At 34.8% G+C, this 23,662-nt stretch carries 20 protein-coding genes and 1 pseudogene; 20 read left to right on the top strand and 1 reads right to left on the bottom strand.

Features of this window, described 5'->3' with window-relative positions; all coding sequences use genetic code 11:
• Positions 1-242: 242 nt before the first annotated feature.
• From AAA938_RS13855 to AAA938_RS13760, 20 genes are all read left to right on the top strand, one after another.
• Entirely contained in the window at positions 243-1,070 is an 828-nt protein-coding gene (locus AAA938_RS13855) for a polysaccharide biosynthesis/export family protein (RefSeq protein ID WP_338229338.1), read from the top strand.
• Positions 1,070-3,517, top strand: coding sequence for a GumC family protein (locus AAA938_RS13850; RefSeq protein WP_338229337.1), 2,448 nt, complete (start codon positions 1,070-1,072; stop codon positions 3,515-3,517). Before AAA938_RS13855 ends, AAA938_RS13850 begins: the two co-directional genes overlap by 1 nt.
• 565 nt (positions 3,518-4,082) lie before the next feature.
• A complete protein-coding gene (locus AAA938_RS13845) occupies positions 4,083-5,018 on the top strand; it encodes a glycosyltransferase family 8 protein (RefSeq protein WP_338229336.1) in 936 nt (311 codons plus the stop codon).
• Between the two features lie 89 nt (positions 5,019-5,107).
• Complete coding sequence (locus AAA938_RS13840; RefSeq protein ID WP_338229335.1) at positions 5,108-6,106, top strand: mannose-1-phosphate guanylyltransferase; 999 nt, start codon at positions 5,108-5,110, stop codon at positions 6,104-6,106.
• Positions 6,107-6,225: 119 nt separating this feature from the next.
• The gene (locus AAA938_RS13835) at positions 6,226-7,536 is read left to right on the top strand and encodes a nucleotide sugar dehydrogenase (protein WP_338229334.1); all 1,311 of its coding nucleotides are present in this window, start codon (positions 6,226-6,228) and stop codon (positions 7,534-7,536) included.
• A gap of 4 nt (positions 7,537-7,540) precedes the next feature.
• Complete coding sequence (locus AAA938_RS13830) at positions 7,541-8,671, top strand: DegT/DnrJ/EryC1/StrS family aminotransferase (protein WP_338229333.1); 1,131 nt, start codon at positions 7,541-7,543, stop codon at positions 8,669-8,671.
• Entirely contained in the window at positions 8,668-9,243 is a 576-nt protein-coding gene (locus AAA938_RS13825; protein WP_338229332.1) for an acyltransferase, read from the top strand. The genes AAA938_RS13830 and AAA938_RS13825 overlap by 4 nt, the downstream gene beginning before the upstream one ends.
• A 4-nt stretch (positions 9,244-9,247) precedes the next feature.
• Positions 9,248-10,213, top strand: coding sequence for a Gfo/Idh/MocA family protein (locus AAA938_RS13820; protein WP_338229331.1), 966 nt, complete (start codon positions 9,248-9,250; stop codon positions 10,211-10,213).
• 531 nt (positions 10,214-10,744) lie between these two features.
• Positions 10,745-12,031 (top strand): lipopolysaccharide biosynthesis protein, encoded by a 1,287-nt coding sequence (locus AAA938_RS13815; RefSeq protein ID WP_338229330.1) that lies wholly within the window; start codon positions 10,745-10,747, stop codon positions 12,029-12,031.
• A gap of 2 nt (positions 12,032-12,033) precedes the next feature.
• Positions 12,034-13,284 carry an O-antigen ligase family protein gene (locus tag AAA938_RS13810; protein ID WP_338229329.1) on the top strand — a complete coding sequence of 417 codons (1,251 nt, stop codon included), beginning with the start codon at positions 12,034-12,036 and terminating at the stop codon, positions 13,282-13,284.
• 6 nt (positions 13,285-13,290) lie between these two features.
• Complete coding sequence (locus tag AAA938_RS13805) at positions 13,291-14,409, top strand: glycosyltransferase family protein (RefSeq protein WP_338229328.1); 1,119 nt, start codon at positions 13,291-13,293, stop codon at positions 14,407-14,409.
• Positions 14,406-15,035: an imidazole glycerol phosphate synthase subunit HisH gene (gene hisH, locus AAA938_RS13800; protein ID WP_338229327.1), complete on the top strand. Its 630-nt coding sequence runs from the start codon at positions 14,406-14,408 to the stop codon at positions 15,033-15,035. Before AAA938_RS13805 ends, hisH begins: the two co-directional genes overlap by 4 nt.
• On the top strand, positions 15,017-15,787 hold the full coding sequence (locus tag AAA938_RS13795; protein ID WP_338229326.1) for an AglZ/HisF2 family acetamidino modification protein: 771 nt from the start codon (positions 15,017-15,019) through the stop codon (positions 15,785-15,787). Before hisH ends, AAA938_RS13795 begins: the two co-directional genes overlap by 19 nt.
• Positions 15,788-15,794: 7 nt before the next feature.
• A complete protein-coding gene (locus tag AAA938_RS13790; RefSeq protein WP_338229325.1) occupies positions 15,795-16,997 on the top strand; it encodes an N-acetyl sugar amidotransferase in 1,203 nt (400 codons plus the stop codon).
• Positions 16,998-17,001: 4 nt separating this feature from the next.
• On the top strand, positions 17,002-18,087 hold the full coding sequence (locus AAA938_RS13785) for a DUF354 domain-containing protein (RefSeq protein WP_338229324.1): 1,086 nt from the start codon (positions 17,002-17,004) through the stop codon (positions 18,085-18,087).
• 127 nt (positions 18,088-18,214) lie between these two features.
• Positions 18,215-19,153, top strand: a complete 939-nt coding sequence (locus tag AAA938_RS13780; protein ID WP_338229323.1) for a UDP-3-O-(3-hydroxymyristoyl)glucosamine N-acyltransferase — start codon at positions 18,215-18,217, stop codon at positions 19,151-19,153.
• Positions 19,150-19,788 carry a PIG-L deacetylase family protein gene (locus AAA938_RS13775; RefSeq protein ID WP_338229322.1) on the top strand — a complete coding sequence of 213 codons (639 nt, stop codon included), beginning with the start codon at positions 19,150-19,152 and terminating at the stop codon, positions 19,786-19,788. Before AAA938_RS13780 ends, AAA938_RS13775 begins: the two co-directional genes overlap by 4 nt.
• 2 nt (positions 19,789-19,790) lie before the next feature.
• Positions 19,791-21,824 (top strand): hypothetical protein, encoded by a 2,034-nt coding sequence (locus tag AAA938_RS13770; protein ID WP_338229321.1) that lies wholly within the window; start codon positions 19,791-19,793, stop codon positions 21,822-21,824.
• Entirely contained in the window at positions 21,821-22,372 is a 552-nt protein-coding gene (locus AAA938_RS13765; RefSeq protein WP_338229320.1) for a hypothetical protein, read from the top strand. The genes AAA938_RS13770 and AAA938_RS13765 overlap by 4 nt, the downstream gene beginning before the upstream one ends.
• 15 nt (positions 22,373-22,387) lie before the next feature.
• A complete protein-coding gene (locus AAA938_RS13760; RefSeq protein WP_338229319.1) occupies positions 22,388-23,482 on the top strand; it encodes a sugar transferase in 1,095 nt (364 codons plus the stop codon).
• Between the two features lie 13 nt (positions 23,483-23,495).
• Here AAA938_RS13760 and AAA938_RS13755 read toward each other — a convergent pair.
• A pseudogene (locus AAA938_RS13755) lies at positions 23,496-23,662 on the bottom strand (IS1595 family transposase); the annotation flags it as partial.

The following is a 23,662-nucleotide window of genomic DNA, read 5'->3' as shown; positions in this document are numbered from 1 at the left end:
CCATCCTTTGGAAGGATCAAAATTTTAAAAGGTTTTGATCTTTTCAATGGACCAAGAGTATGATATGAATCTCATGGTAGCTGAAAAAGATTTGGAGAAAGGGTGCTAAAAATGAAATTTTTACATTTTTCAATTTTTCCAAAATCTTCACAATTTTTCGAGCTTAAAAGAAGAAAATTCAGCTCGATTGGACAATCTTTCCTATGTTTGTCGGGTTTTGGTGTCGAATTTTAAAAACCTTTATGCTTAAGTCCCTAAAAGCAATCGGAATAGCTGCCTTTATTTTGGTGGTATCTTCCTGCGTTTCCAACGAAAAAATAATCTATTTACAAAATCTTGAAGGCAATCAGCCCATCCCTGAGGGGGAGTTGATAAGCTATGAGATTCCTGAATACAGGCTTCAGTACAATGATATCGTGGATATCAATATTCAAACCGTGGATGACCTGCTTAAGAATGGGTTCAATAACAATTCAGCGGGACAAATAAATGCTCAGGGAATGAATCTAATGGCCCAAAGTGGAGGAGATATCTACTACATGACGGGCTTCACAGTGGATAAGGACGGAAACATCCGATTACCGATTGTTGGTCTAGTTCAGGTAAAAGACAAAACCATCGACGAAGCCCGAATCGAAATCGAAAACAAGCTGAAGGAGTTTGTGATCACGGAAGTTTATGTAAAAGTGAAACTCGGAGGGATCCGCTACTCGGCTTTAGGTGAATTCAGAAGACCGGGCAAGTTTGTCGTACTTCAAGACAGGATGACCATTTTGGAAGCGATTGCCAATTCCGGTGATTTGACCAATATTGCCAAAAGAGACGAGATTCTCCTAATTCGTCAATATCCTGAAGGAACCAAGCTTCATAGGATCAACCTAAACGACCGTCAGCTTGTAGCTTCTCCATTTTACTTTATACAACCCAACGATCAGCTGTATGCCGAACCGATGAAAGTTCGTGAAGTAGGTGCCGGGGAGAATGCAGCCCAATCCTTGACTTTGTTTATTTCAGCGATCACAGCAGCCGCTTTGATTCTGAATCTTGTTATCGTAGCTAATAGAGAATAATGTATCCGAATACTCCACAAGCCCCAAACGGTTCACCTTCCCAATTTATGGTCAATCAGGAAGATGAAATTGATTTGAAAGTTTTACTTTTCAATTACCTGCAGTATTGGCCTTTGATTTTGCTTTTTGTCTTTTTGGGCCTGATTTCTGCATTTATTTTCAATAGATATGCCACCCCGATTTACAAGGTGGAGTCCACCGTCATCGTGGAAGATGAAAACAACGCCTTGGGTGCTGACCTTTTCGCTTCCGCTGGCATAATGGGTTTGCAGGGCAAAAGCAATATTGAGAACGAGATCGGGATTTTGAAATCCTACACTCTGGCATATTCCACCCTTCAGGAACTTGACATGAATGTGCAATACTTCACTGAGGGCTTTGTGAAGAAAAGCGAGATTTATGGCAATGTTCCGGTTTATGTCAGAGTAAATTGGGACAGAAAGCAAGCTGTAGGAGGGCTGTTTCGCCTGGAGGTTTTGGATGACAATTCTTTTGAACTGAGTATAGAAGAAAATGAATTTCAACTCTTTAATCCAGCCGATCCAAATTTTAAATCAATACTTGATGAATTGGTTTTCGAATCGGCTATTTTTCAATTTGGGGATACGGTAAAAACAGAAGTTTTTGAATTTTCACCGATAAAATCTTCCGCTATGCCCGGGGAGGTAATCTACTTTCGATTAGTGGACACTCCTTCTTTGGCATTGAAGATGGTGGAAGACTTGACCGTTTCTCCCACGAATAAGCAGAGTTCAATTCTTACGCTTAGTTTGGAGACCCCACTGAGAAGGAAAGGAATCGATTACCTCAACAAACTTCAGGAAACCTATCTTCAGCGAGAACTGGACGATAAAAACAGGACTTCTGAAAACACAATCTTTTTTATCGATCAGCAGCTAAGCGGAATCACAGACTCCCTGAGGGGTTCGGAAGCCAAGCTTCAACAATACCGTTCCGAAAATCGGATTTTCAATCTTTCTCAGGAAGGTTCTGTAATTTTTCAGCGACTTCAGGAATTGGAAAAAGAAAGAGGCCTGAACGAAATCAATCTGAAGTATTTGCAAACCCTTCGCAACTATTTGGCGAGTGGGCAAACCGGAGATTTGATTGCGCCTTCTATTGTGGGTACCACGGACCCTTTGCTCAATGCCTTGGTGCAAAGCCTTTCCGAATTGCAGGCAGATAGGGTACGATTGACTGCCAATTTCGCAGAAAACACCCCTCAAGTAAGAGATATCAATGCCCGGATTCAAAGTACATCCAAAGCCTTACAGGAAAATGTTAGCTCTGCGATAGTTAATACTGAAAATCTGATTGCCAACCTTTCAGGACAAATCAATCAGATTGAAAGCGAAATCAATCAATTGCCTGAAACAGAGCGTAAACTCCTGGATTTTACCCGTCAGTTTACCATCAACGAAAATATTTACATCTATTTCCTTCAGAAAAAAGCAGAAGCTGAAATCACCAAAGCTTCCAATATTCCGAGTAACAAGATCTTGGACTTTGCCAAGTCGGGTCAACTCCCGATTGCGCCAAAGCGTTCTCTGAACCTGTTGATTGGATTGATTCTTGGATTTATTATCCCTATTGGGTTTATCACCGTCAAGGACTTCCTGAATACGAAAATCGAAGATCCTAAGGAATTAGAAAAACAGTTGAAAGTGCCCTTAATCGGAATGATTGGAAGGAATAATTCCGACGATGCTATTCCTGTTTTGCATAATCCCAGGTCTACAGTGACTGAGTCCTTCCGTTCTTTGAGAGCTGATTTGTCCTACCTCAGCCCTCAAAAGGATAGTTTGACTCTATTGTTTACTTCATCAATTTCTGGAGAAGGAAAGACTTTTGTATCCATGAATATGGCTTCTGTCTTTGCATTGATGGGAAAAAAGACCGTTTTGTTGGGTTTGGATCTTAGAAAGCCTAGGATTGCACAGGACTTTAACTTGACCAACGATGTAGGAATGAGTACCTGCCTGAGCTCTTCCAAACCTTGGCAGGAAGTGGTGAAGTCCTCGGGTCATGAAAATCTCGATGTAATTCTTTCCGGTCCTATTCCTCCGAATCCCGCAGAACTTTTGCTTCAGGAAAAGTTTGGAAAGATTATCCAGGAAATCAAGCAGGCCTATGATGTGGTAGTATTCGACTGTCCTCCAGTGGGCTTAGTTTCTGAGACTAAAGAATTGTTTGCTCTCTCGGATGTCAATTTCTACGTTTTCAGACAGGGTTATTCGATGAAAGGCAATACCCAAATCCTGAATAATCTGGTTGAAAAAGGAGGGGTGAAGAAAATGTACAGCATCCTGAATGATGTTCATATCGACAAAGGATATGGATATGGGTATGGCTACGGATATGGCTATGGGTATGGAAACAATAGCTATGGCTATCATGAGGAAGTGCAGCTGCCTTGGTGGAAAAGGGCTTTGAGAAGGCATAAATAATCCCCCAATTCTTTATTGGATTATCTGCAACCTTGGTAAGAATAGTTTTATTCCAAGGTTGCTGATAATCGTCCGCAGCTGATAAAAATGAACTTCCAAGCTTATTTTACAGGCTTGTTTTTGATAAAAATTGGTTTCAGATTTTAATTATTAAAACACGAAATACATTTTTTAATATATAAAAAAACCCTGAAAAGTTTGTACAAAAAACGAGTACTTAAACTGCTCAGTTTTGATATATTTACATCCTGAAAGGCAAAAATCCCTTTTAGAGGCAAAAAATCGCCCCTTTTATTAATTAAATAGTAATTATTTTTCAGCTAAGGCTGATCGAGAAAAAATCAAGCTAAGACCAAGCAAACCAATCAAGATCAGAGGAGTAAGAAAGCTAAGGGTATTGGCGAATCTCTTTGATTTTTTGGAATCTTGGGACTGAAAGGGCGAAGCTGTAGATTTTAGCTAATTCTGGATTTTTAGGATGGGATTGATTGATCAAATTAAAATCATCCTTGGGAAGAGTAATTCTGACCTGATCTTGCTAATGTTTTTCTAGTTTAAAGAAAGAATGGATAAAGAGAAAATTGCAGTTTTTCTTTCCTTAGACAGGGCTTTTTTGATACCGGCTACCGTTACTATTTTTTCCTTGCTCAAAAATAATCCAAAGCAGTGTTTTAGGATTTATTTAGTTGCCGAGGAATTTGGGGTGGATTGGATCAGTCCCTTGGTAAGTCTGATTGAGAAAATGGGCTCAGAACCGATTCTGAAGCCGATTAATGGACGGGCCATTTCCAAACTTAAGGTAAATCCCCAACTAAGTCACGCTACGTATTACAGAGTTTTGGCACCCTCCCTTTTTCAAGAATCCAAAATTATTTACCTGGATTCAGACCTATTGGTTCATGGGGATATTTCAGAATTGTGGGAGTTGGACCTGGAAGATTTCCCCATTGCGGCAGTAGAGGATCCATTTACCCGGGATTTGCACAGATTAGGATTAACTGAAGATCAGGGCTATTTCAATTCGGGAGTTTTGCTGATGAATCTGGACCAATGGAGAAAAATGAATCTTGGGGATTTGGTTTTGGATTTTGCATTCAACAATCCCGCGATTATTCCCTACCTCGATCAGTGCTCCCTAAATGCGGTATTGAAGGGGAACTGGCTTCGGTTGGAACCTAAATGGAACTTGCAGACGGGAATGGTTGAAAAGGAGCCTTCCGGCTTTTTTAACCGATTTTTCTCAGAGCAATCCCTATTAGAGGCTAATCAGAATCCTAGAATCATTCACTTTACCGGAGCATTTAAGCCTTGGAAACCGGGATGCAAGCATCCGTTTAAAAATCTTTTTTGGGAATATTTAAACCAAATTCCCAATGAGATTAAAAGCCCTATCGATTTCTCATGGTTTCGAATCAAAAGTTGGATCCCTTTATCCTTGAATAAATTTTATTGGAAATTATTTAAAGAAAGGAAGTCAATGCTTCTTTCGGGGACGAGTTAAATCGTTTTGGAAGCATTTTCAATTTTTATAAGTCATGGAAAAAACGGAATTCTTTTTTTCATGCTTGAAGTAATTCACAAGATTAATAAATGAAAGTAATCAACGTCATTCTCTCCGGAGGGGTAGGTTCCCGCTTATGGCCACTGTCAAGAAAAAGCAGACCAAAGCAGTACCTTCCTATTTTTGAGGGAGAGACGCTTTTCCAAAAAACTGCCAAAAGAAACCAATCCTTTTGTGATGAAATTCTCGTGGTCGGAAATGCGGACAATTACGCGCTTTCCAGAAAAGATTTGAATGAGGCTGGAATTACTGCTTATTCAGAAATCATTGAGGCTTGCCCAAGAAATACTGCTGCAGCTATTGCTTTTGCAGCTTTTGCAGCCCAAAAGGAGGATATACTTTTTGTAACTCCTTCGGATCATCTCATCAGTTCGGATGGGGAATATTCAAAGGCTCTAATTCGCGGGATACAGCTGGCCAAAGAAGGTTTTATTGTGACCTTTGGATTGAAGCCCACTCATCCGGAGACAGGATTTGGATATATCGAATCCGATGGGGAAGAAGTCAAAAGCTTCCGGGAAAAGCCCGACTTGGCTACTGCCCAAGCCTTCTTGGATTCAGGGAATTTCTTTTGGAATTCGGGAATGTTCTGCTTTCAGGCAGGGGTATTTCTTGAGGAGTTGGAGCAATTCGAACCTGAAGTGTATGCCAAAGCCAAGGAAACTTTTGAAAAAAAGAAAGATGGGTTTCTGGACTTGGACTTTTCCTTGCAAATCCCTTCAATTTCTGTGGACTATGCCGTCATGGAAAGAACCAAAAAAATCAAGGTCGTCCCGTCCTCATTCAACTGGACGGATATGGGGAGCTTCGAGGCTATCTATGAATACTACAAAGCCCAAAACTACCCCATAGACTCCCATGGAAATATGGTAATCGGTTCGGATTTGACTACTGAATTTGTTGGCCTTTCTCATTGCATTTTGATCATGACAGCCGATGCGGTGTTGGTCTTAAATAAAGACAAGGCCCAGGATGTGAAAAAGGTCTATGAACGCTTAGAGCGGGAAAAGCCGACTTTGGTGGAATAGATATCCATTTTGATGTTTTTCCTTGAGTATTTCATCTTCGACTTGGTAAATAAAACTTTTAAACGCTAAAAATTCCGTGTTCTTCTATCTATTCTCGGTAGAACCTCACATCAAAAAAAATGCTTAAACCTTTTAACGAAAGTAAAATCGCCATTATCGGTCTCGGTTACGTGGGTCTTCCCTTGGCGACAGCCTTTGCTGAAAAATTCAAAACCATCGGCTATGACATAGACCCAAAGCGGGTATCCGAACTCCAAAAAGGACATGACCGAACCCTGGAAGTAGAAGATGATCTGCTCAAGTCGGTCTTGGTTCAAAGTCCTTTAGCCTTGGATGAAAAAGGCAAAGGTCTCTTGGTTACCGATGCGGTAGGGCCTATATCCTCTGCCAATATTTATATTGTAACCGTTCCTACTCCTACAGATAAACACAATAGACCCATCTTAACTCCCATGCTTAAGGCATCTGAGGCGATCGGAAAGGTCTTAAAAAAAGGTGATGTGGTGATCTATGAATCCACGGTTTACCCTGGAGTTACTGAAGAGGAATGTGTACCGGTCTTGGAAAAGGTCTCAGGAATGAAATTCAACGAAGACTTTTTCGCAGGATACTCTCCGGAACGGATAAACCCAGGAGATAAAGAGCATACGGTGACCAAGATCCTCAAAGTCACCTCGGGTAGTACGCCCGAAGTAGCAGAATACGTCGATCAATTATATAAATCGGTAATCACTGCCGGAACCCATAAGGCATCCAGTATCAAGGTTGCAGAAGCTGCTAAGGTGATCGAAAACTCTCAAAGAGATATTAACATCGCCTTTGTCAACGAACTCAGCAAGATTTTCAATCTATTGGGCATTGATACCCAAGAGGTATTGGAAGCGGCAGGAACCAAATGGAATTTCCTTCCTTTCCGACCTGGATTGGTTGGAGGACACTGCATAGGTGTAGATCCTTTTTATCTTGCTCAAAAGGCACAGGAAGTAGGCTACCATCCGGAGATTATCCTGGCTGGGCGCCGACTCAATGACTCCATGGGCAAGCATGTAGCTACTGAAGTCATCAAGCACATGATGCGTAAAGATCTGAAAGTGCTTGATTCTAAGGTGCTGATTTTAGGATTTACATTCAAGGAAGACTGTCCTGATGTCCGTAATACGCGTGTGATCGATATCTACCAAGAACTCAAATCTTTCGATATCGATGTCTGTGTCTATGACCATTGGGCAGATGCAGCCGAAGTACGACACGAATATGACATAGAGGTCATCAACGGTGGAACTAAACCTGTACTGGAAGACTATTCAGCCATTATCCTAGCCGTGGCACACAAGGAATTCAAATCTTGGCCTATTCAAAAATCAGAGAATCAAGTGGTGTTTGATGTAAAATCTGTATTGGAAAAAGAAAAAGTAGATGCAAGACTTTAAGGCAATGGATAATATTCAAATGGTCGATTTAAAGACCCAATATCATAGAATTAAGGATGAGGTAAATGCAGCAATTCAAGAAGTAATCGATCAAACGGCATTTATCAATGGTCCACAGGTTAAAAAATTTGCAAAGGAGCTGAAGGAATATACTGGTGCAGGTTTTGTTATTCCTTGTGCCAATGGGACCGACGCTCTTCAAATTGCCATGATGGCATTGGGGTTTAAGCCGGGTGATGAAGTTATCGTACCAGCCTTCACTTATGTGGCTACGGTAGAGGTTATTGCTCTTTTGGGTTTGAAGCCAATATTTATCGATGTTACTCCTGATACTTTTGAATTGGATATCAATCAGCTGGAATCTAAAATTACAGATCAAACTGTAGGTATCGTCACCGTTCACCTGTATGGGCAATGCTCCAATATGGAGGAAATCCTGAGAATAGCTGAATTGTACAAACTGAAAGTCATTGAAGATACAGCGCAGGCTATTGGTGCAGGTTATACCTTTTCAGACGGTCGAAAAGCTCAAGCTGGAACCATGGGTGACATTGGGACTACCTCCTTTTTCCCTTCAAAGAATTTGGGTTGTTTTGGTGATGGTGGAGCCATATTTACTAATGATCCAGAATTGGCTGAAAAAATTCAGATGATCGCTAATCATGGTCAAAAAAAGAAATATTACCATGATTCTATTGGGGTCAATTCTAGATTAGATACCTTACAGGCTGCAATCCTAAGTGTGAAGTTGAAGTATTTGGATGATTACTCCAAGTCCAGGAATGAGGTAGCCGATAGATATGATCACGCTTTTGCATCTCATCCCTACATTCACATTCCAGAGCGAGTTGGTAACTCAACCCACGTTTTTCATCAGTACACCATTAGGCTTGCTGAATCAGTCGATAGAGAAGCTTTCAAGAAGCATCTCGCTGATAAGGGTATTCCTACCATGGTTTATTATCCTCTTCCTCTGCATCTTCAAAAAGCCTATTTGGAATATGGAGGAAGGGAAGGGCAGTTTCCTGTTTCTGAAAAGCTCTGCAAGCAGGTAATCTCTCTTCCCATTCACACAGAAATGAAATCGGAAGAACAAGACTATATCATCGAACAAATTTTAAATTTCTTTAAATGAAAGACTTTTTTGCGCACGAAACAGCTGTCATAGACGAGGGATGTGAGATTGGTTCAGGAACAAAAATCTGGCACTTTTCTCATATCATGCCTAACTGCAAAATTGGGGAAAACTGCAATATCGGTCAAAATGTTGTAGTCTCTCCTGGAGTAGTATTAGGAAGGAATGTAAAAGTTCAGAATAACGTCTCCATCTATACCGGAGTGACTTGTGATGATGATGTGTTCCTTGGACCCTCTATGGTTTTTACCAATGTGATCAATCCTAGGTCTGCGATTAACAGAAAGTCTGAATATGCCAAGACTAATGTAGGCAGAGGTGCAAGTATTGGGGCCAACGCCACTATTGTGTGTGGACATGATATAGGTGAATTTGCCTTTATTGGTGCAGGGGCTGTGGTGACTAAAAATGTTCCCGCCTATGCATTGGTAGTGGGAAATCCTTCTAAGCAAATTGGATGGATGAGTGAATATGGACAGAGACTCCATTTTGATAAGGATGGCAATGCTACTTGTAATGAGAGTGGGGAAAAATATATTTTGAAAAATAATACAGTAGAAAAACTGAAATAGAATTATGAAGAATTTCGCGCTTATAGGAGCAGCAGGTTATATCGCTCCCCGCCACATGAAAGCTATAAAAGACACAGGGAATACTCTCTTGGCAGCATATGATAAATTTGATTCAGTAGGAGTAATGGACAGCCACTTTCCTGATTCTGATTTTTTTGTGGAGTTTGAGCGTTTTGATAGACATGTAGAGAAGTTAAAGAGAACGGATAAAAAAATCGATTATGTCAGTATTTGTTCTCCAAACTATTTGCATGATTCCCACATTCGCTTTGGCTTGAGAGTAGGGGCAGATGTAATTTGCGAAAAGCCATTGGTTCTTAACCCTTGGAATATTGATGCTTTGGCTGAAATTGAAAAGGAACATGGCAAAAGAGTTTTTAATATCCTCCAACTTCGACTTCATAATTCCATTATAGCTTTAAAAAAAAGAATAGAGGAGGGGCCAAAAGATAAGGTATATGATATCGATCTAGCCTATATTACCAGCAGAGGTCATTGGTATTATACATCCTGGAAAGGTGATGTAGCTAAGTCCGGAGGAATAGCAACTAACATTGGAGTCCATTTTTACGATATGCTAACCTGGATTTTTGGGCCAGTCAAAAAGAATGTGGTTCATATCCATACCCATGATCGGGCTGCAGGTTTTTTTGAACTGGAAAAAGCTAGAGTAAGATGGTTCCTAAGTATCAATGCCGATACACTTCCAGACGATGTTAAGGCTAAAGGTGGAAGAACTTATAGGTCATTAACGATGGAAGGTCAAGAAATAGAATTTAGCGATGGCTTTACTGAACTTCATACTCATAGCTATCAGCATATTTTAGATGGAAATGGCTTTGGTTTGGGAGAAGCTAGGAATTCAATTGAAATTGTTCATGATATTCGCTTTAGTGAACAAATTGGATTGAAAGGGGATTACCATCCATTGGCAGCGGGACGATTACTTAAACATCCATTTTCAAAATGATTTGAATAAACTATTTAAATCATCATATTTGATTTTCCCGTGAAGTAAACAAGTATTCCAAAGATTTTTTGAAAGAAGAGCAATAATGGAAGACCAAAAAAAGAAATTGGAGATACTTTTATTTGCTATTTCAATAACTATAATTATTTTCATCAAATGTATTTTTCTTCTAAATTTGTTTTAAAAGTATTTTATAAATCATTATTAGGCTTAGTAGCTTTGGATTAAATATTAAAATGTTTTGTTAGTTTTTGTTAAAAAAATCAATCAAAAGCGTATCAAGATTAATTTAAGTAATTGATTATCCAATATAGAATGAATAATTTCAAAAATAATCAAGAATATATTCATTATATTTGTCTCAAACGATGGATGCTCACTTTTGAAAATTAGAATTCAATTGTTTTAAAACCCATAATTTGAATTCAAAATTTAAATCTATAATTAATTGAAAAATTTCATCATTTTGTGAAAAATCGATCGATTAAATTAAAAAATTTAAACCTATAGAATAATTCTAATTTATTTTTTATGTTTAATAAAGTATATATAGTAAAAAAATTAAAAAACAAGTATTATGACGAATATATTAAAAATATTCTAACAATTGCTTCAGGAGTTTTTATTACTCAGATTTTAACTATTATTTTATCTCCTATTTTTACAAGAATTTATAACGCTGAGGCTTTCGGAATAATAGGAATGTATCTTTCAATAGTGAATATACTGACAGTTGTAGTGACATTAAGGTATGATAATGCTATAGTTTTGCCAAAGGAAGAAGACACTGCGAAAAAGTTATTTAATTCTGTTATTATGTTTGTTATCATTTTTATTTTCATATTTCAATTAATTATTTTAATTTTTCTCGATAAATTAAGTTTTATTATTTTTGATTTAAAATATAAGGAATGGCTATATTTATTGCCTATTTTTACAGGCTTAAATGGTTTCTTTTATTTGTTTAGGAATTGGATAGTAAGGAAAAAAAGATATATCTTGATTACAAAATCTGGAATTTATAAGTCTATGTCTTTAAATTCTTTAATTCTTTTACTTGGTTTATTCAATAATAATCCAGGAAATTTCCTCATTGCTAATCTTGTAGCTCAATTCGTAGAAACTTTTTATTTGTTTTATAAAATTAAAAAAGAAGATAGCGGTATTTTTTCTTTGTTTAAGGCCTTAGATAATTTAAAAATATTAGCAGAATACAAGAATTTTCCAAAGTATTCTCTTCCGTCAGATTTATTAAATGTTTATGTTTCACAGAATCCAATTATTTTATTTTCTTTGTTTTTTGGTCCTTCAACTGTAGGTTATTTTGTTATGACTCAACGGATATTGGGAATTCCAATTAAGTTAATTTCTTCTTCGACTCTTGAAGTATTTAAACAAAAATGTTCTGAAGATTATAACAATTTTGGAAATTTTGAAAGTACTTTTTTAAAAACGTTTAAATACTTAGCGGTTATTGCAATAGTACCATCTTTACTTGTCGCGTTTTTTAGTCCTTATATTTTTTCTATTGTGCTTGGTAAAGATTGGGAGATTTCTGGACAATTTGCCAGATATTTATCTTTACTATTTTTTTTTCAGTTTAGTGTTAGTCCCTTAGGATTTTCCTTAATTATAACTAATCGACAAAAAGTTAATTTGATTTGGCAAATTTTTTTAATGATATTAACTTCGATAGGAATATATATTGGTTATTATTTTCAATCATCAAATTTAAGTGTTTTGCTTTATAGTATTTTTTATTCTTTGATGTATTTATTTTATTTTGTTTCATCTTATAATTCTTCGAAAGGTAAGTGATAATGTCCTATCAAATTAATTTGAATTATTTGCATCAATCTCGAGAGAATTATTTTCTTGTTTTTTTAATCATTTTTAAAAGTTCTCAAGCCTCAGTATTAGCTTTTTCACCTTTAACTACTATAATCGCCTTATTGTATTCCTTTTATTTATTTACAAAAAGAGGGTTAAAATTTGATCTTTTTTTTGTAAGGATTAATGTTTTATATATTCTTTTGAATTTTGCATATTTTTTATATTTTAAAGAGAATGATTTTATCTTGAGTATTTATGTTTTGTTGAAAATTAACTATGCATATTTTACTATAAAAATTGTAAAGGATACATTTTTTTTAATTTATGAAAATATTATTTATATTTTATGTTTAATTAGTCTTCCTTTATTTCTTGTTCAATTAATTAACTATGATTTGTTATTTTCATTTTTATCTTTGCCACAAAGATTTATTCCTTTTTTAGAGTATAGAAATGATAGGTTAGCAAATTTTGTTTTTTTCACTTTAGAAAGTCATGGTTCTGTTTATCGTAATTCTGGCTTTGCATGGGAGCCAAAGGGTTTTGCAAATTTTATTGTTGTAGCAATTATAATTAATTTAATATTTTCTAATTTTCAGCTTAACAAAAAGTTATTCGTTTACTACATTGCTCTTATAACTACTACATCAACTACTGCTTTTATTTGTGCTTTTATACTTGTTCCTTTTTGGTACATATTAAATAAAAATTCAAGATTTCTTCCTTTATTCATTATTGTCAGTTTTTCATTTATTTTGGTTTTTCTAAGTCTTGATTTTGGTTTTAGTAAAATTAAGTATGAAATTAATATGAGAGAAGAGTACAAAGAGTTACTGGATGATACTAGAGAATTTGAGTCACGATCCTTGGGGAGATTTCCATCTTTTATTGTTGACTTTAATGATTTTCTTAAAAGTCCTATTTTTGGATATGGGTTCAATCCTCATCTTCGCACACAAAGTAATTACACTAAGCTTGTTAGGGTTAATGGATTTTCTGATTGGTTAGCAACTTATGGTTTAATTGGATTGTCTGTTTTTATTTTTTTTCATCTACGTTTTTTTAATCGAATTTTAAAAAGTTTTCATTATTCTGGCGTAGCAGTTTTATTTTTAATAATTTTTGTTATTTATTTTGCTTCAACCCTTACTACCCATCCATTCTGGTTAATGGTAATGATGTTTGCTTTTATCCAATTTGATTGGATAAATGCATATCTATATTATAAATCTAATTAAATTAATATGAAAACCATACTTATATTATCCTATACTGATTTAAAAAAAGATCCTAGACCGTATAGGCAAATTAGTTTTTTAAAAAGTAAAGGATTTAGGGTAGTAACAGTTGGTTTATCTAAAAGTAGTTTGGAAGATGAATTTTTTCAAATTAGAAAGATTAATCCTTTTTTTAGACTTTTTAGGCTTATTTTATTATTATTTAAATTTTATCACCTTTTTTATTGGGATAAATATAAGAAGCAGATTTTAAAAATTTTATATAAAGATTTTGATGTTGTTATTGCTCATGAAGTTAGGCTTTTACCTTTAGCTTTTGAACTAGCAAATGGTAAACCTGTTATTTTGGATGCACATGAATATAGTCCACTAAATTTTGATGATAGTTTAATTTGGAGATTGTTTATTAAAGATTATTATAAGTATCTTTGTGATACATTTATACCAAAAGTAAGTTGTATACTTACTGTATCAGATGGAATTGTGAATATGTATATAGATAATTATAAAGTTCCTACTTATTTAATTGTGAATTTACCTTCTTTTGAAGATTTAAAGCCCACAAAGAATTTGCAAAAAATTAGATTAATCCATCATGGTATTGTAAGTTCTTCTAGAAAATTGGAATTAATGATCGATGCGATGGAATTTCTTGATGAGAATCTTTATGAATTAAATTTAATTTTAGTACGTAATGATTTTACTGTAAACTATTATCATAAATTAATCAATAGGGCTAAACGATTTAGAAATATTAATTTTTTAGAACCAGTACCAAGAGAAGAACTTATTGAGTTCTGCAACCAATTTGACCTAGGTATAATATTTTGTCCACCTACCAATTTTAATATTAAACATGGATTACCAAACAAATTTTTTGAGTTTGTTCAATCTCGTCTCGGAATCATTATAGGTCCTGATATTGAAATGTCCAAATATGTTTTAAAATATGAATTAGGAGTTAGAGCTAAGGATTGGTCACCGTTAGGATTAGCTTCTGCTATTAAGCTATTAGAGAGAGATGAAATTTTTAGATTTAAATCTAATTCAGACAAAGTAGCTCATATATTATCATCTGAAGAACAAAATTATGTGTTTCTAAATATAATTAATCAATTTTTATGATTTGTATTGTTGACTACGGATTGGGTAATATTAGGTCTGTTCAAAAAGCTTTATGTCGTATTGGAATTGATTCATTTGTTAGTAGCAATTATAAAGATTTCAATTTGGCTTCTCACTTTTTGCTTCCTGGTGTGGGACATTTTAAGAAGGGAATGGATAATCTGCGCTCAAAAGATTTAATTTCTCCGCTTAACGAATTTGTTTTAGAAAAAAGAAAGCCTGTTTTGGGAATTTGTCTTGGTATGCAGCTTATGACTCAATTCTCTGAAGAAGGAGATGTAGAAGGGCTAGGGTGGATTCCTTCTAAAACTCTTGCTTTTAAAGGGAGAATAGAAGGCCTTAAAATTCCACATATGGGTTGGAACAGTCTCAACATTACCTCCCAAGGCTCATGGCTTCCTTGTGAGGATAATATATTACAATACTATTTCGTACATAGCTACTTTATAAGTTGTGAAAATATTGATCATATTTCTGCAACAACTAAATATGGGGTTGAATTAGTTTCATCTTTTCATTTTGAAAACATATACGGAACTCAATTCCACCCGGAAAAGAGTCATGATCAGGGGCTGGCCCTATTGAAGAATTTCTATACTAAGGCTGTATGTTCAGACCACGAGTAATTCCAGTTTTGCTTCTCCGCAATAGCGGATTAGTTAAAACCACCAAGTTTGATAAATCGCGGTATATCGGCGATCCTATCAATGCTGTGCGCATCTTCAATGATCTTAAGGTTGACGAGCTTATTCTGTTAGATATTGATGCGAGTAGAGAGAAGCGAAAAATCCCTCTAGACTTTGTTCGAAATATGACAGATGAGGCTTTTATGCCTATTGGCATTGGAGGTGGAATATCAACAATTGAAGATGCGGAAAATATTCTCTCCTTGGGAGTTGAAAAAGTCGTAATGAATACGGCTGTACATAACTCACCTAACCTGGTAAATCAAATAGCCTCTTCATTTGGAAGCCAGAGTGTAACAGTTTGTATAGACTATAAAACCACTTTTTTCGGTAAAGTGGTCTGTACCACATTAGGGGGCAAAAAGAAAACCAGTATTTGTCCACTTGAATTTGCTCGCCAAATGCAAGAAGAGGGAGCAGGAGAAATTATCCTCCAGTCAATAGATCGTGATGGTAGTATGATCGGCTATGACCTAAAAATGATTAAAATGGTGAGTGAAAGTCTTTCAATCCCTGTAGTTGGACTAGGAGGAGCCGGCTCATTAAATGATTTTTTGCAAGCGTATAATTCTGGTGCACATGCTCTGGCAGCAGGTAGCATGTTTGTTTATCAAGGTTCACGCAAAGGAGTTTTAATAAATTACCCACAAAATGACAATTTGAGTGTACTTTTTTCGAGAGATGGTAAGTAGATTTAATATGGATAAGAAAAATGAAAAAATAGGATTTAAAGGACGAGTATGTACTCAAGGGCTTTGGGATGAATCCATTCCGGATATTCAATTTGATGAATTTGGGATAAGTTCTTACGCCAAAACCTTTCAACGAATGTTGGACTACTATCCGAGAGGCGAAAAAGGACTTCAGGAATGGCTTTCTTTTGTTGACAAAATGAAAGCTGATGGAAAAGGTAAAAAATACGACTGTATTGTTGGAGTTAGTGGTGGAACGGATAGTTCTTACTTACTTCATATTACCAAAAAATATGGGTTGAGGGTTTTAGCGGTATATTTAGATAATGGATGGGGTTCTGATATATGTGTTAAAAATATTAAGAAACTAGTAGACCCTTTGGAGATTGACTTTGAGTCATATGTGATTGATTATCAAGAGGTAATCGATGTTCTAAAAGCCTATCTCCGTGCAGAATTTCCATGGGCTGATGGGCCTACTGATCATGCTATAAAGTCAATTCTTTATAAAACTGCCGCGAGAGAAAATTTGAAGTATATAATAAATGGTCATGACTTTCGATCTGAAGGTTTTCAACCTAATGAATGGACCTATACTGATGCTAAGCAGATAAGATACATTGCTAATAAGTTTTGTAAGCGGAGTCTTAAGTCGTTTCCGACGATGAGCATTTGGAAGTTTGGATATTATTCTTTTTTGAAAAAGATAAAATTGGTTCGTCCATTTTTCTATTTACCTTACACAAAAAAGGAAGCGAAAGATTTATTAAAAGCAACCTATGGATGGGAGGACTATCAAGGGCATCATTATGAAAACGTATTCACAAAGTTCATTATCTCCTACTGGCTAGTAGAAAAATTTGGTATTGATAAGCGTAAGATAACGTATTCTGGCCAGGTAATGACGGGTGAATTTTCACGCGAGGAAGCCTTTTCAATAATTTCAGAAAAGCCTTTTACTCTGGATTCTATTGAGCGTGATATCACTTTCGTAATAAAGAAACTGAATATGAAAAGGGACGAATTTGACACTCTTATGGCCATTCCTGGTAAATCAATTAATGATTATCCTTCATATTTACCCTTAATTACTCGTTTCCAAAAAGTTGTATTTCCATTGATTAAACGGCTTCTACCCGATAAACCACTAATGTTCTTTCAATTAGAAGATCGTGAGAAGACTGGAAAAGGGTTTGTTTCTAAATCCTAAGAAAATGAACGACGCTTCTAATAAAACCAATTTGAGAGTTCTTGTCTACTTCGTTCATCCCGCGAAGGTACATTTATTTAGAGAAACAATTAATAGATTAAAAGCGGATGGGATACAAGTTGATATACTTATTAATTCTAAGGATGTATTAGAAGATTTGGTCAGAAAGGAAGGGTGGGAATATCAAAATCTGTTTCCAAAAGGACGAAATAAGAAAGAAAAGCCTTCAATTTTTAATTCTGCCAGAGTTTTTATTCTCACATTATTTAAAATTGAACGTTTCTTGTTGAGGCAGAAGAGATATTGTGTATTTCTAACTGATGATTCTTTGGTGGTTAGTGGATGGTGGAGAAAAATTCCATCCATAATTTTTAATGACAATGACATCAATACAATAAAAATTAATAGTATACTTTTTAATTTCGCAACTTTAATTATTTCACCAGAAATCACAGAACTTGGGAAATTTAAATCAAAGAAGCATTCCTTTAAAGGAAATAAATCCTTAGCTCACCTTCACCCCAATGTTTACAAGCCAGATTCTAGTGTTTTGGAGAAATATGGACTTGAAGAAAATAATTTTTGCATTATCAGAACATCAAAACTAAATGCAACCCATGATGCCGGAGGCAATAATGGATTAGAAGACAATAACTTGATCAATCTTTTTGACTATTGCGTTGGTCTGTTTAAAGATGTTTTATTGGTTACTGAACGAAAGTTACCTAGCCGGCTCAATAAAAATGTGTACAAAGGCGATCCATCTGACCTCAAGTATATAATTTATTATGCTGCATTTATGGTAACTGATAGTGGAACTATGGCCACAGAAGCAGCAGTTTTGGGTGTGCCTAATTATCTTTTGAATAAGCTAGCTTTCCACGTAAAAGTCCATAATGAACTTTTTAAAGCTGGAATTCAGTATTATTTTTATGACTATGAGTCAATGATTGAGAGAATAAAAGAAAATAATAAACATGTAGATTTAAAATTAGAATATCAAAAGAAAGCAAAAGAGTATATAAAAGGTTGTGATGACTTAAATCATGTTATATATTCATCTGTTATTAGATATGCTTTTTTGGGGTAGAGTTAAATTGTAATAAATATTTTTATTTTATGTTTTACCGTTCTCGAGAATTCGAAATATTTTATTTATTTAGGTCAATAATTTAATGTTTATATATAACTAATGTTTCAAAATAAATGAGATTATCATGAATAAAGTTTCAATTAAGAAAATATCAGATGTTTTGGTTGATGAAGAAGTCTATGCATCAAGAGATGATATTTATTTTACTAAAGCTTCTCCAATTAATAATACTGCCGAATACTCTATAACTTGGGTAAAAAAAAACCTTGATAAATCTTTAGAGCTAATCCAAAATTCTTTATCTACAGTAATTGTTTTAGATAGATCTCTAAAGGGCTTATTTGAAATTGATTCAAATAAGGCCTATATATTATCTGATGATCCCAAGTCCACGTTTATAAATATTCTTAATTTTGTTTTCCCCCGTGAAAGAACTTCAAATGTTCATTCGACATCAATTATTTCAAATAATTCCAAGGTAGGATTGAATTGTTATATTGGTCCTAATGTTACAATTGAGGATAATTGTACAATAGGCGATAATTGTGTGTTACTAGGAAATAATTATATTTTCTCTGGGACTAATATTGGAAATTTTGTTACTATTAATCCTGGGTCAGTTATTGGTTCTGATGGTTTTGGTTATGCAAGGAAGGCTAATGGAGAGTTGAATAAATTTCCCCACTTTGGAGGTGTTCAAATTGGTGATTATGTGGAAATAGGAGCAAATGTATGTATCGATCGAGGAACTTTAGGTGACACTATTATAAAATCAGGAGTTAAAATCGATAATTTAGTTCATGTTGCTCACAATGTTGTAGTTGGAGAGAATTCACTGTTAATTGCTAACTCCATGATTGGAGGGAGTACTGTAATTGGTAAAAACTCATGGATTGCTCCTTCTGTTAACCTGATGAATGGTATATCTATAGAAGAAAATGTAACAGTAGGAATGGGCGCAACCGTAACAAAAAATATTCCCAGTGGAGAAACCTGGGCGGGTAGTCCTGCTAGACCTATTAAAGAATTTATTCGCATTCAAAATATAATAAAAAATTTATGAATTTTAGAAAGGTTTTAGTTTTATCACCTCATACAGATGATGCTGAACTTGGGGCTGGAGGATTAATATATAAACTACTTAAAGATGGTGCCCAAATTTATTGGGTTGTTTTTTCAACGGCTGAGGAATCATTGCCAACTAACATGCCTAAAAACACTCTTGAAATGGAATTTAGGAATGTATTAAAAGACTATAATTTATCTGAGAGCAGTTTTAAAATTTTTAATTATCCTGTTCGGAAATTAATTGATTATAGACAAGAGATTTTAGAGTTTTTGGTTAAGTTAAAGGTTGACTTTTCACCAGATTTAGTAATTGGTCCTTCCTTGAATGATTATCACCAAGATCATCAAATTATAGCTAATGAAATGGTTAGGGCTTATAAAACTTTTTCAAGTATATTATGTTATGAACTTCCTTGGAATCATTTAGAATTTAAGTCAACTTTCTTTGTCAATCTTACTTCTGAAGAAATTAATTTTAAATTACAGGTTCTTAATAATTATAAATCTCAAATATTATTAAAAAGAAGATATTTCCAGGACGATTTTATTCTAGCTTTAGCTAGGGCTAAAGGGTCGCAAATATCTGTAGATTTTGCAGAGACTTTTGATGTAGTAAGACTAAAATATTGATTATGTGTGGTATTTTTGGACTTATAGTTAAACCTAATTCAAGTTATCCCTCGATTTCTTTAAAAAGAAATTTGGAAAATATAGCCATATTCAGTGAATCTAGGGGTAAGGATTCTTCTGGTATGGCTGTAAGGAATCAATTTTCCAATAAAATAGATGTCATTAAAGGCGATGTGCCTATCCGTGACTTAATAAAAAGCACAGTTTTTCAAACTGTAATTTCAGGGAATCTTAAACATCAGGAAAAAGGGGATGGCTTTACAGCCTTTGGCCATGCACGTCTTGTTACAAATGGTACACAACTAAATGAGGTTAATAATCAACCGGTCTTGAAAGATGATGTAATTGTTATCCATAATGGTATCATTGTTAATGTGGAAGAACTGTGGCAGCTGAATGACGATTTGAACAGAACCTATAGTATTGATACAGAGATCATACCTGCACTTATCCGCAAACAATTGAATTCCACAACCGATTTGGTTGAAGCCTGCAATAAAACCTTCGCTCAACTCGAGGGTACCTGGTCACTAGCCATCATGTTCCACGACTTGGATCAGTTTGTGCTGGCAACCAATAATGGTTCACTATATTATATAACTGACAACGCAAACTTCATCACTTTTGCTTCTGAGGGATACTTTCTGGAACGACTGAAACAAACGTCTGAATTTGCCGCCTTTGGAGCTTCATTGGATGTAAGACAACTGACCTCCAATAAGGGTCTTGTAATTGAAATGGATGATCTAAAGATCCATCATTTTGAAAGTCCGGTCAATGATAGTTCTATTCAGTTGTCAAAAGTCAGGTCACTTAAGCTGGAGAAACACCTGATCGACAATGAAAAAAACAAAAGAGAAGTAGTGATTGACCCGGCGGTGTTTATCAATCGTTCCAAAGAAGCCCACTTATTTGGACTGCTGGAAAATAATGCGCAAGCTATCAGTAAACTCCGCAGATGTTCGAAATGCTTGTTACCTCAGACTTTTCCTTTTATACAATTTGATTCATCAGGAATTTGTAATTACTGCAATAATTACAAACCTCAAGATAAAGTACAACCGATTGAGAATCTAAAGGCTCTTGTAGATCCGTATCGGAGAAAAAATGGAAAACCTGACTGCATAGTCCCATTTAGCGGAGGTCGTGATAGCACTTATTCATTGCATTTGATAAAAAAGGAACTTGGATTGAATCCTATCGCATTCACCTATGATTGGGGAATGGTAACAGATTTAGCAAGAAGAAATATTGCTCGCGTTTGTGGGAAACTTGGTGTTGAGAATATAATTGTTTCAGCTGATATTCATTGGAAAAGAGAGAACATTAGAAAAAATGTTGCAGCCTGGCTTAGAAATCCTTCCCTAGGTATGATCCCATTATTTATGGCAGGGGATAAATTTTTCTTTTATTATACAAATAAACTAAAAAAACAAACTGGTATTGATTTAAATATTTGGGGAATTAACAACTTGGAGAACACTGATTTCAAAGTTGGTTTTGCTGGTTTGCCTCCAAAATTTGATAAGGAAAGAATTTATTCTTTGTCATTTATAAATCAAATGAAACTGTTTGCTTATATAGGAAGTAACGTAATAAAAAGCCCTGGCTATTTAAATCAAAGTATATTTGACAGTCTAGGCTCGTTTGCTTCGAGATATATTTCCCCGAAGAAAGATTATTATCATTTGTTTGATTATTACCGTTGGGATGAAAAGGAAATCAATGATTTAATTTTGAATGAATATAATTGGGAAAAAGCTATTGATAGCGATTCTACATGGAGAATTGGAGATGGTACAGCTAGTTTTTATAATTATATCTACTATACGGTTACTGGTTTTTCAGAGTTTGATACATTTAGAAGCAATCAAATTCGAGAAGGTATGATTTCAAGAGATGAAGCTTTAGAATTGATTTATAAGGAAAACTTCCCTAGATATGAAACTTTAAGGTGGTACCTTGAAATAATTGGTTTAGATTTTGCTGATGTAATTAGAGTTGTAAACAAAATCCCTAAACTTTATTCTACATGAAGATTTGTCTGTTATTTCTGATTTTCATTAATTCAGCCTTCTTTTCCTTTTGTTTTGCTCAAGAAAGTAGTGCGAAGTTTTTTGGAAATGTTTCATCAGGGATTCAGATTTCAGGGATTAAGAAGGAAGATTTTATTTCTTCCAATGTTTCTCCTTTGTTGGATGTGAGTTTAGGAAGATGGTTTTCGAATGAAATAGGGTTTTCTTTAGGTTATAGAGGGACTTATTTTAAATTAATTACCGATGAAGAAAATCATCGATATGATTTCTGGTATGTGGATACTTTCCTAAACTTAAGTAAGATGTTTAGTAATAGTGATTTTTCAAATCATTCTATTTTGGCGACTATTGGTACAGGTTATTTTTTTAGGCATGAATATAACAGGCCAAATGTATGTGCTAAATTGGGATTAATTTATAAATACGACATTGATGATAATTTTTCATTTCAATCAGGATTTTCTAGTGTAGTTGGATGGGATATTTACCAGGGCGATGATGATATATTGCCCGGATTTCAATTAGGACTTTCTTATTATTTTAATTGATTAAATATACTTAGAATGATAAAATTCAATTTTTTTTTAGAACAATCTGTATCTAATGACGTACAGAAGGATAAATTAGATAATTTTATTTTGCAGTTAAAATCAAAGAAAGTTCTGCAATTTTACAAGGAAGTATTTAAATATAATTTTGAAGATACTTTTATCTTTTTTTCCTCTGATAGTTTTGATTTAATTTATAGTTCAGAATCTGTTTTTATCAATATATTGAACCTTGAGAAAATTAACCATATAAGACGCATAAATAAGTTTTTAGAGAGTGTTAATCAAAAATTAGAATACAATGGGATTTTTGCATGTTCTGTCGAAACTTATTCTAACAGGAAGAATGCAATTAAAAGTAAGTACCCATTTTTGATCAATTACTTGTTTATCACGATTGATTTTTTCTTTCACAGAGTATTGCCTAAACTGAAGCTAACACAAAAGTTTTATTTTTATCTTACCAACGGAAGAAATCGTGTTCTTTCTAGGGCAGAGACTTTAGGCCGGCTTTATTCCTGTGGCTTTGAAGTACTTTTGGAACGCGAAATTAATAATGAACTATATTTCGTGGCAAGGAAAATAGGAAATCCTTCTTTTGATATGGAACCAACCTATGGTCCCCTTATTAAATTGCGTCGGATAGGAAAAGATGGCAAAGTGTTTAAAGTCTATAAGCTTCGAACCATGTATCCCTATTCAGAATATTTGCAGGATTATGTGTTTAAGTATCATCAATTAGATGAAGGTGGAAAGTTTAAGGATGATTTTAGAGTTTCGCCTATTGGGAGATTTTTTAGAAAATTCTGGTTGGATGAGATTCCTATGATTTGGAATTTAGTTAAGGGGGATATGAAATTAATTGGGGTTAGACCTTTGAGTAGCCAATATTTTAATCTTTACACAAAAGAACTTCAGGAAATACGGGTGAAAACTAAGCCTGGACTGCTACCTCCTTTTTATGCAGATATGCCAAAAACTTTGGATGAAATCATGGCTTCGGAAATGAAGTATTTATTGGCCTATGAAAAAGCTCCGCTCACTACCGATTTGAGGTATTTGTCTCTAATAATAAAAAATATTCTTTTTAGAGGAGCGAGAAGCAAATAATTAAACTTTATGATTATCCGCAATCAAACCAGTATGGATAAATAGAAGCAATGATGAGTCTGTCAAAGAGTTTTTGACCGAAGTATCTTCTGTTGAGCTTGTAACAAAACTCGTCCAGGTAGTTCTGCATCATTCGTTCACTGATCATATGGTAAGTCTGCAGGTGTTTCTTTAAGTTAC

The sequence above is a fragment of the Algoriphagus taiwanensis genome, from assembly GCF_036245645.1.
Lineage (GTDB): Bacteria > Bacteroidota > Bacteroidia > Cytophagales > Cyclobacteriaceae > Algoriphagus > Algoriphagus taiwanensis.
This window is presented reverse-complemented; position numbering and strand designations above follow the sequence as displayed.

What these genes read in the sequence shown, in the direction of transcription:
- AAA938_RS13805 (WP_338229328.1), top strand. Translation starts at nt 13,291, where the DNA reads ATGAAAACCATACTTATATTATCCTATACTGATTTAAAAAAAGATCCT.
- AAA938_RS13815 (WP_338229330.1), top strand. Translation starts at nt 10,745, where the DNA reads ATGTTTAATAAAGTATATATAGTAAAAAAATTAAAAAACAAGTATTAT.
- hisH (WP_338229327.1), top strand. Translation starts at nt 14,406, where the DNA reads ATGATTTGTATTGTTGACTACGGATTGGGTAATATTAGGTCTGTTCAA.
- AAA938_RS13775 (WP_338229322.1), top strand. Translation starts at nt 19,150, where the DNA reads ATGAATTTTAGAAAGGTTTTAGTTTTATCACCTCATACAGATGATGCT.
- AAA938_RS13795 (WP_338229326.1), top strand. Translation starts at nt 15,017, where the DNA reads ATGTTCAGACCACGAGTAATTCCAGTTTTGCTTCTCCGCAATAGCGGA.
- AAA938_RS13855 (WP_338229338.1), top strand. Translation starts at nt 243, where the DNA reads ATGCTTAAGTCCCTAAAAGCAATCGGAATAGCTGCCTTTATTTTGGTG.
- AAA938_RS13820 (WP_338229331.1), top strand. Translation starts at nt 9,248, where the DNA reads ATGAAGAATTTCGCGCTTATAGGAGCAGCAGGTTATATCGCTCCCCGC.
- AAA938_RS13830 (WP_338229333.1), top strand. Translation starts at nt 7,541, where the DNA reads ATGGATAATATTCAAATGGTCGATTTAAAGACCCAATATCATAGAATT.
- AAA938_RS13835 (WP_338229334.1), top strand. Translation starts at nt 6,226, where the DNA reads ATGCTTAAACCTTTTAACGAAAGTAAAATCGCCATTATCGGTCTCGGT.
- AAA938_RS13790 (WP_338229325.1), top strand. Translation starts at nt 15,795, where the DNA reads ATGGATAAGAAAAATGAAAAAATAGGATTTAAAGGACGAGTATGTACT.
- AAA938_RS13760 (WP_338229319.1), top strand. Translation starts at nt 22,388, where the DNA reads ATGATAAAATTCAATTTTTTTTTAGAACAATCTGTATCTAATGACGTA.
- AAA938_RS13765 (WP_338229320.1), top strand. Translation starts at nt 21,821, where the DNA reads ATGAAGATTTGTCTGTTATTTCTGATTTTCATTAATTCAGCCTTCTTT.
- AAA938_RS13825 (WP_338229332.1), top strand. Translation starts at nt 8,668, where the DNA reads ATGAAAGACTTTTTTGCGCACGAAACAGCTGTCATAGACGAGGGATGT.
- AAA938_RS13770 (WP_338229321.1), top strand. Translation starts at nt 19,791, where the DNA reads ATGTGTGGTATTTTTGGACTTATAGTTAAACCTAATTCAAGTTATCCC.
- AAA938_RS13840 (WP_338229335.1), top strand. Translation starts at nt 5,108, where the DNA reads ATGAAAGTAATCAACGTCATTCTCTCCGGAGGGGTAGGTTCCCGCTTA.
- AAA938_RS13785 (WP_338229324.1), top strand. Translation starts at nt 17,002, where the DNA reads ATGAACGACGCTTCTAATAAAACCAATTTGAGAGTTCTTGTCTACTTC.
- AAA938_RS13845 (WP_338229336.1), top strand. Translation starts at nt 4,083, where the DNA reads ATGGATAAAGAGAAAATTGCAGTTTTTCTTTCCTTAGACAGGGCTTTT.
- AAA938_RS13780 (WP_338229323.1), top strand. Translation starts at nt 18,215, where the DNA reads ATGAATAAAGTTTCAATTAAGAAAATATCAGATGTTTTGGTTGATGAA.
- AAA938_RS13850 (WP_338229337.1), top strand. Translation starts at nt 1,070, where the DNA reads ATGTATCCGAATACTCCACAAGCCCCAAACGGTTCACCTTCCCAATTT.
- AAA938_RS13810 (WP_338229329.1), top strand. Translation starts at nt 12,034, where the DNA reads ATGTCCTATCAAATTAATTTGAATTATTTGCATCAATCTCGAGAGAAT.